4 protein-coding genes and 1 other RNA gene are annotated in these 8593 nt (G+C 42.2%); 3 read left to right on the top strand and 2 right to left on the bottom strand.

Annotation, left to right across the window (positions count from 1 at the left end; all coding sequences use genetic code 11):
* Together H524_RS16985 and rnpB are read left to right on the top strand one after the other, a co-directional pair.
* A partial coding sequence (locus H524_RS16985) for a YgjP-like metallopeptidase domain-containing protein (RefSeq protein WP_156907520.1) occupies positions 1-186 on the top strand: 186 nt, incomplete at its 5' end.
* A gap of 323 nt (positions 187-509) precedes the next feature.
* Positions 510-888: RNase P RNA component class A (gene rnpB / locus H524_RS16270), an RNA gene on the top strand.
* Between the two features lie 387 nt (positions 889-1275).
* On the opposite strand, the gene H524_RS0102810 is transcribed toward rnpB, so the two are convergent.
* Positions 1276-2397 (bottom strand): S1C family serine protease, encoded by a 1122-nt coding sequence (locus H524_RS0102810; protein WP_027939135.1) that lies wholly within the window; start codon positions 2395-2397, stop codon positions 1276-1278.
* A 422-nt stretch (positions 2398-2819) separates the two neighbouring features.
* The gene (locus H524_RS0102805; protein ID WP_027939134.1) at positions 2820-4205 is read right to left on the bottom strand and encodes a DegQ family serine endoprotease; all 1386 of its coding nucleotides are present in this window, start codon (positions 4203-4205) and stop codon (positions 2820-2822) included.
* A gap of 1393 nt (positions 4206-5598) precedes the next feature.
* Here H524_RS0102805 and H524_RS0102800 point away from each other — a divergent pair.
* Complete coding sequence (locus H524_RS0102800) at positions 5599-7158, top strand: ABC transporter substrate-binding protein (protein ID WP_027939133.1); 1560 nt, start codon at positions 5599-5601, stop codon at positions 7156-7158.
* The last annotated feature ends 1435 nt before the right edge of the window (positions 7159-8593 follow it).

Genomic DNA, 8593 nt, shown 5'->3' with positions numbered 1-8593 from the left:
AGACTCAATCCTCATTTGTCTATGTACCCGTTCAACCTAACTGCAGCAGTGATTATGCATGAGATCTGTCATTTGAATATGTATAACCACTCCAAGGTATTCTACTTTATGCTCTCTAATCTCAGTCCTGATGCTGACAATGTTGCAGACAGTATGTTCTCCATCAATATCAAGGACATAGCCTAGATAAACTCAAGCTATGAGTGCATCCCATCATCAAGGACATAGCCTAGATAAAATCAAGCTATGAGTGCATTCCATCATCAAGGACATAGCCTAGATAAAATCAAGCTATGAGTGCATTCCATCATCAAGGACATAGCCTAGATAAAATCAAGCTATGAATGCATCCATCATCAAGGACATAGCCTAGATATAATCAAGCTACGAGTGCATTTGATCTGTGTGGTGGCAAAGTGCATGTTTATGGCTTTTTAGCCTATAGAGTGAAAGGCTTTTTTTGCAGCTGTTTATATAGACAGACAAGCGCGTTATGCTATAATCGCCCGCGAGTTGACTGGGCAATCGCTGCTAGAACACGTGCGCTAAGGCATACGGTTTTGGGGGAGGAAAGTCCGGGCTCCATAGGACAGGGTGCCAGATAACATCTGGGGGGCGCGAGTCCACGACCAGTGCAACAGAGAGCAGACCGCCGATGGCCTTAGGGCTCAGGTAAGGGTGAAAGGGTGCGGTAAGAGCGCACCGCGTTGCTAGCAATAGTTAACGGCACGGTAAACTCCACCCGGAGCAAGATCAAATAGTCTTCCATAGGGCGTGGTCCGCGCTGGGAAGCGGGTAGATTGCTGGAGCTTAAGCGCGAGCTTAAGCCTAGAGGAATGATTGCCACTCGCAAGAGAACAGAACCCGGCTTATAGGTCAACTCACTACTTTCCTAAAAGAGCCTTGCGCTCTTCTTATTAGGCTTCGCGCCATTCTCTATTACCTTGTAAGTATCTTTACAGCACAATCACCATCAAAACCAAACTTACTCACCATACAGCATGCTATTTAGGCATATGTCCTTACGCTTGCAAACGCTAAGGATGCAAATACTAATGATGAAATACCAGTGTTGCAAAAGCTTGGAATGCTGCGCTTAGGAAGCAAATGCTAGTGCTGTAGACGGATGGGATGCCAATACCTTATCTTCAAAAGCTTTGGTTGCAAACGCCTATGCTGTATAACGCTACATGCATGCAAGCTGCTCCTTGATCATGTAGTGGTGAGTATGCTTTGCAGGATGATGCATTGCTAAGGTAATGGATCTAAAGCTTGTTAGTTAACGTAAGGGCGATCTTCTGCCACAGTTACAGGGGCATCAATGCGACGACCATTGCGATCAACGGTAAGAACTAACTGTGTGCCTGGTTTAGTTTTTGAGATCACGTCGATCAAAGCTCGTACGTTAACGATCTCTTTACCGTCCACGGCTACCACAATATCGCCAATACGGATATTTGAAAAAGCAGCAGGGCCTAGTGGATCGATATAGCGAACGAGTACGCCTTTTATGCTGTTATCTGCAATCAGGTTATCGTTCTCATCACTAATGCCAAGATAGCCACGAATAACACGACCATGTTGAATGATTTCATTCATGACTCGTACTACTAGGGCTGTAGGAACGGCAAAGCCAATACCATAGGTGCCAAAACGAGAAGACTCAATTGCAGCAGTGTTGATACCCACAAGATCGCCATTGGTATTAACGAGAGCACCACCTGAGTTGCCGCTGTTGATTGGAGCATCAGTCTGAATTAAGTCTTGTAGCCCCTCGCGAATATTCATACGCTCACGAGTTAACAGACCTGATCCAGTACGCGCAGTAGCTGAAATAATACCGTGAGTTACAGTAAGGCCTAGATTATTTGGATTACCAATAGCTAGAACAATATCGCCAACGGCTGGCTTGTATTTGTTATTAATTTCTATTGGAGTGAGATTGTGGGCATTGATCTTTAAGATCGCAATGTCAGTACGTCGATCAAAACCTACAATAAAGGCCTGATGGAGCTTGCCATCGGATGTTTGAGCCCATAGAGCATGATTAGGCTCGTTTAACGATGGGATGACATGATAGTTAGTGACGATATAGCCGTTTGAAGACATGATCACGCCAGAGGCAGAAGTGGTGATTTCGCCACGGTTCTTATCTATACCGGTATAGTCATGGTTGAGCTTAGAGACATAGATGTTCACAACACTATGTGAGGCACGGCCAACAGCATAGGAAAAAGACTTAATATCTCGTCCAGAGTTATAGATATTATTACCAAAAGACTCACCGAGTTCAGGTTGGACTTTGACTACAACTCCAGCAGCAATTAGTCCCAATACGATAGGGATTAGTCCAAGTTTGAACCAAGGTCTTTTATAAAAGTTGACCTTATTACTCATAGAAAAGTCCCTATAAGATGAAACCAACTATCTTGATAGTTACATTATGTTCACTAGCAGTGCCAAAACAATAATTTGACGCCATGCAAACTATTATGCCAGAGAGATGCAAAAACTAAGCAAGCATATTGTTAAAGATCTTATTGCAAGCTTGAGATGCTATTAATAGGCACACTGCACTTAGCTAAAAAGCTCTGCAAGAAGCCTTTTATGAATGACATAAGATAGGGCATATGCCTTAAAAACGAAAAAGCCGGGATATGAGCCCGGCTTTAATTGAGTAAGATTTTGTGTATTAGAAGAACTGTTAAGTACAGAAAATCGTTTGTGCCAATATAGCTATGTTAGATTATGCCCATAATCAACCTCAGGTGTGGCTTCTATGAGCATGCTCTATGAGAACGAGTAGCTATGCTAAAAGATTAGCCACGGATTGTTACGTAGATAGCCTGATCACCACGCTCGATGCGTAAGGCGGTGGACTTGCCCTTAGACTTGCCCATCTTCTGCTTGAGATCATTGATGTTCTTAACAGCATCGCGGTTTACAGAGGTAATAACATCACCCTTGCGCAGACCGTACTGAGCAGCTGCAGAACGTGGCTGCACCTCAGTTACCTCAACGCCACCACCATCGTGGTTGCTTAAAGTAGCACCCTCAAAGAAGGTAGAGAGCTTACCTGCATCTGAACCCTTGATCTCATCTGGCTCTTGAAGCTTAGCAGTTACAGTGAGTTCCTTGCCATCACGGAAGAGACCAATAGTAACACTGCTGTTAGCACCGATAGTTGCGATAATGGCTCTGAGCTCACCAAATGACTTAATCTTCTTGCCGTTTACAGAGGTGATGATATCGCCTGCCTTAATGCCAGCTTTAGCAGCAGCACCATCGGCAACAACCTCGTTAACAAATGCACCAGCCTTACCCTTGTAACCGAAGTTTTCTGCTAAATCTGGGGTCAGCTCAGTACCGATAACGCCTAAGGTGCCACGACGTACTTCACCGTAGTTCTTAAGCTGATCGATAACAGTCTTAACCATATCTACAGGAATGGCAAAACCAATACCGATGTTGCCTCCATTAGGGCCTAAGATGGCGGTATTAATACCCACTAACTCGCCTCTTAAGTTTACTAAGGCACCACCAGAGTTACCTGAGTTAATAGCAGCGTCAGTCTGAATGAAGTTCTCGATGTTTTCAATGTTCAGACCAGTACGGCCTAAAGCTGAGACAATACCTGATGTCACAGTCTGACCAAGGCCAAATGGATTACCAATTGCAACTACGAAGTCACCAACTTCCATATTGCCATTGGCCTCAAAAGGCAGGGCAGTTAGGTTTTCAAAATCTTTAAGCTTTAACAGAGCTAAGTCAGTGTGAGGATCAGAGCCGATTTTCTTGGCATCGTACTCACGACCATCGGACAGAGCTACGCGAATCTCTGAGGCATCGTCAACCACGTGGTGGTTGGTAACAATATAGCCTTCCTTGGCATCAATGATGACACCAGAGCCTAAAGCACGGAACTCTCTTTGACGGTTCTGATTGTTAAACTGAGGGAACATGAAGCGGAACTCCTCAGGGATATCAAACATAGGAGTAACCTGTTTGGTACCCTTTACGGAGATGTTCACCACTGCAGGGATAACGTTCTTTAACATTGGAGCTAATGAAGGCTCGCCCTGGGCATTCTCCATAGCGCTGATTAAAGGACGCGCATCTGCAGCAAAAGCAGTGTTAACAGAAGAAGCAACTAAGGTAAGGCCAGCAAGAGCGATGGCAGCAGCAGATAACTTTAAAGACTTCATTTTTAATTTCCCGCAAACTGATAGCACTATCAAGCAGAGTATTGGGCACTGAACTCAAGAAGTTAAAGGCATTTAATATAACTCTTGAGATCACTGGCCAAAACACTGTTGATAGCTGTTATAGATCAGTGTTGTTAGCCATCAGCATAGGCTTTTGGATAACAATATTTTCTTGGGCATAAGTAGAGTAAATGACTTGACCTTGTAGTCATATTTAGGTGCTAAACGACTACTAAGAACTCAACTTATACCTAACGTGTACCTTAGTAAATGTAGTCTTGGACTTCTTTACTCTATGTGCTTAGAGCAATGTCTAATATAAGGCTACATAAAGCTATGTTTTGAATTGCCTTAAGCTTACTAGGCTAGGTGCTCTGCAGGGCACTGTGATTCAAAACTGCGGATATGATCATCATTCGGCACATGATTAATCTTATAGTGTCTTTCTTAGCAAATACTTAGCAAGATCACACTTTTTTGTTAATTAGTTATTTATTTATGTGAAAGAAAGGTAAGTAACAAAGTGGCTCAGTCTATCAAAATGGCGTAAATATCAGTTTGGAATAAGATATGTAAGACTCACTTGGCACGCTGATGTGAAGATAAAAAACTTATCTGGTTGTAAGTAGAGGCTTTCTAAAGATGCCTGCGTTTAGTTTGCAAGTATTGGATCTAACAGGCGATCTTCTTTAGAAAAGAATAATGCAAGCAGACAATGGATTTGATTAGCGATACTTGTTTTGCAGCTGATGTGTGCTTTAAGGTCGATGTGCGGGCGCTGTGAGTAAGAGGTGCTGTAGTGATGCGTAATTCAAAAAAAGCCCACTTTAGATTGCAGCGGGCTTTCGGCGTAAGCGAGACTTGATAACTCGCTCATGGTCACATGCTTATAATGAACTGACTTACGTGCTTTCATTGCTAACGCTAGAGATTTATTTGCTAACTATCTTTAGAGCTATTGTGTAGCTGTGGTAGTGACGGTGGATTAGTATCAAATATCCCGTAATGTGCCTACTAGATACAATATGTACAGAAAAGAGCATATATGCCCCAAAATAATGCACAGATAACCTACATCATGGTGCATAAACTTGTCTTTTGCTTATGCTTAACTGAAAATGTGTACACATCTTAACGTTCACATATCTGCAGTTTGACTGTAGCGTGGGACAACAAGTTGAGGGTCTTAACTTTATACAGATCAAAATGTCTTAATGTTTTGAGCAACATGTCGATGCCATTGATGAGCTTGTAACTTAAACAGAGTAATGATTTGTACAAAACGATCCGTCATACATCAGTCTTGATGACTGTGCTTTTGGGTATGTATGCACGCGCATGCATGTGGAATTATAAGCGGATTGATATCTACAGTCCGTATTAGGAAGTTTTTATGAAGTTCTTAAGTAAAAAGACTCTTCTTTCAGCTGCCTTAGCTGTTGTATTCGGAGCTACTTCTTTATCAGCTGTTGATGCCGCTCCACTGTCACGTAAGCCACAGGACAATGTGTTCTTTGCCACTTCTACTGAGCCTTTAGGTCTTGATCCAGCATTAGTTGACGATAATGATTCTGGCAACATCAATGCTAACCTTTACGAGTCACTCTTAAAGTTCAAAGCTGACAATACCGAGATCGAGCCATGCTTGGCAGAGAGCTGGACTATCTCTGAGGACGGCACTGTATACACTTTCAAACTCCGTCAGGGCGTTAAGTTCCACGATGGCACTGAGTTTGATGCTGAGGCTGTTAAGTTCAACTTCGATCGTCAGAGCCCAGAGAACTTAGTTCCTAAGATGTCATATGCTCCACTGGTATTTGCTGGTGTAAAGAGCACTGAAGTTGTCGACAAGTACACCGTTAAGGTAACTCTTGCTGAGAGCTCCACTCCATTCCTGCGCAACATGGCCATGTGCTTTGCTGCTCCAATCGTATCCCCAACCGCTTTAAAGAAGCACAACAATAACTTAATGGAGAACCCAGCTGGTACTGGTCCATACAAGTTAGTTGCTTGGGACAAGGGTCAGCAGCTGATCTTAACTACCAATGAAGATTATTGGGGTGCCAAGCCACCAGTGCAGAACGTTATCTACCGCATTATGAAGGAAACCTCTGCTCGTGTAGTTGCTTTAAACAACGGTGAGGCTGACATCATCAACGGTATCGATGCTAACGTTATCGACCAAATTAAGCAGGGCGGCAACGTCGTGTTTGAGGCTGAGGGTAATAACACTAACTACATGGTATACAACTGCCGTGATGGTTATTTAACTCAGGATTTAGCTGTACGTAAGGCTATTTCTCAGGCTATCAATGTTCCTGAGATGGTAGAGTCCTTATACAAGGGTTACGCTACTTACGCTCCTTCATACTTCCCAACCTTCATGGCAGGCTACGACCCTAACTTAAAGGGCGCTGAGTACAACCCAGAAGCTGCTAAGAAGTTCTTTGCAGAAAAGGGCATCAAGGAGCTGACCATTCTTGCCTACTCCAACTCCCGTATCTACAACACTGTTGGTGGTCAGGTATTAGCTGAGGCTGTTCAGGCTTATTTAGCTAAGGTTGGCGTTAAGGCTAAGATCGACGTTTACGACTGGTCAACCTTCAAGTCCAAGCTCTTAACCGACAAGTGGGATCTCACCTTCATCGGTTGGATTGGTGACAATGGTGATCCTGATAACTTCATCAATATCTTCTCTTCAAGCGACCCAATCTCTAACCAGGGCTTATGGGTTAACGAAGAGTTCAATACCTTAATCAAGGATGCAACTCATGTTGCTGATGGTGAGAATCGCGTTAAGTTATACAAGCGTGCTGCTGAGATCTTAAACGAGGATTTACCTATCTTAACTATCTCCCACGCTAAGACTTTAGCTGCTCACCGTCCAAACATTTCAGGTAAGTTCACTCACCCAATTGGTCTGCAGTTCTTTAACTTAGTTGAGAAGAAGTAATTAAGACTTTATCGCTTAAGCTAGGTTATTCCTTAGCAATAGCATAATCAGGCGCCATTAATGAGCGCTTAAAAAGGCAAATGAGGGCTACATTTTGTAGCAACCATTTGCCTTTTTTTATGCCTAAAAATAGCTCGGTAAATTCAACCTCATTAGGCCTATGATGATCGATAGAGGTTGTTTTATAAGTATGGGTTACATGCACGGATCATGGGTAAAGGCATAAGAAGTTGAGTGAAAGTGGTTTGACTTTTTAAGATCTTAATAATTTGAGATCGCAAGATCTTATCTTTGCTCTCGGCTCTGATCTTTTGATGTATAAGATCGCCACAGTTCATGTTGAGATCAGAGATGCTGCTTAGCTGTAAGTATGATCATTTTTACTACAGGATCGTCTCTTAGGTGTAGGTTTGTATTTGGTTATTTAAGATCTTGATTGGGAAACAGTGGTTAATAGTGTAGCGATCTGCGATCTTGATTGGGAAACAGCGGTTAATAGTGTAGCGTTCTACGATCTTAAACAGGGCAATTTATAAAATTTTTTTGTGACGAGATCATGGTTTTTGAAAAAAAGTTTTGTGGCTTAGAAATAACCTATTGATTCTAAAATTGGTTGTTAAATAAACAATCGTAATGTATCTATGAGAGAGATATTTGATCAATTTGCGCTCAGTCAAAGATGGCGTAATTAAAGATTAATTCGCGTCAAATATGCCTTTGTTATGAAAGTAACATCAAAAATAAACTAGTGCATTTGGTCTCTATGGTGTATCTAGGAAAGTGGGCGATTGAAAGGATATCTCGCTCATTAGCTTCAAAATGGTATGCCTAGGTACCAAGAAATCTAGATATTGCATGCATGTTTAGGTCTCTTTTCATTGAGTTAAGTACGCGCATCAATTAAAATGCTTCATTAGAGTGTGCCGAATTTTAAAAGATACTTATACTAAGCATGGATCTTTAAGGAAAAGTGCAATTATCCTATAAGATCACGCAGCGCTTATATAAGCGATCGCGGCTCTCGTTTGCTTGTTTAAACATAATTTGAATATTGAGTGGTGTGCAACCGCTCTGACGGCTAGTTCCGTATTGGCTCAATCTTAGGAGAGAGTCTGATCTGACGATCTTATAAGATCAGACATCATGTAACGCTGTATTTAATTAGATAAAAACGGTGATCTTTTCACGCTGAGATCTTAAACAGCACTAAAGGTATGTGGAGTAGATTGAAGGTCATTAAAGTTGGACCTAAATTTATACCTTAGTAAACGCTACAACATGTACCTTACATACTCTTCGTTAGTTGCCATGACTTCATACGTGCTTAAGCAAGTACAAGTGTCCCAAGATGAATGGATGATCAAGCTTGCTTGCCTATCTTGTGAGTAATAGCTCCGTCTTATTGCCCCTCATCTTAATCAGCAACATTTGAGTG

This window comes from Anaerobiospirillum succiniciproducens DSM 6400 (assembly GCF_000482845.1).
In the GTDB taxonomy this organism is placed as follows: Bacteria; Pseudomonadota; Gammaproteobacteria; order Enterobacterales; family Succinivibrionaceae; genus Anaerobiospirillum; species Anaerobiospirillum succiniciproducens.
Note: the sequence above shows the minus strand (reverse complement) of the source record. Positions and strands in the feature narration are given on the sequence as shown.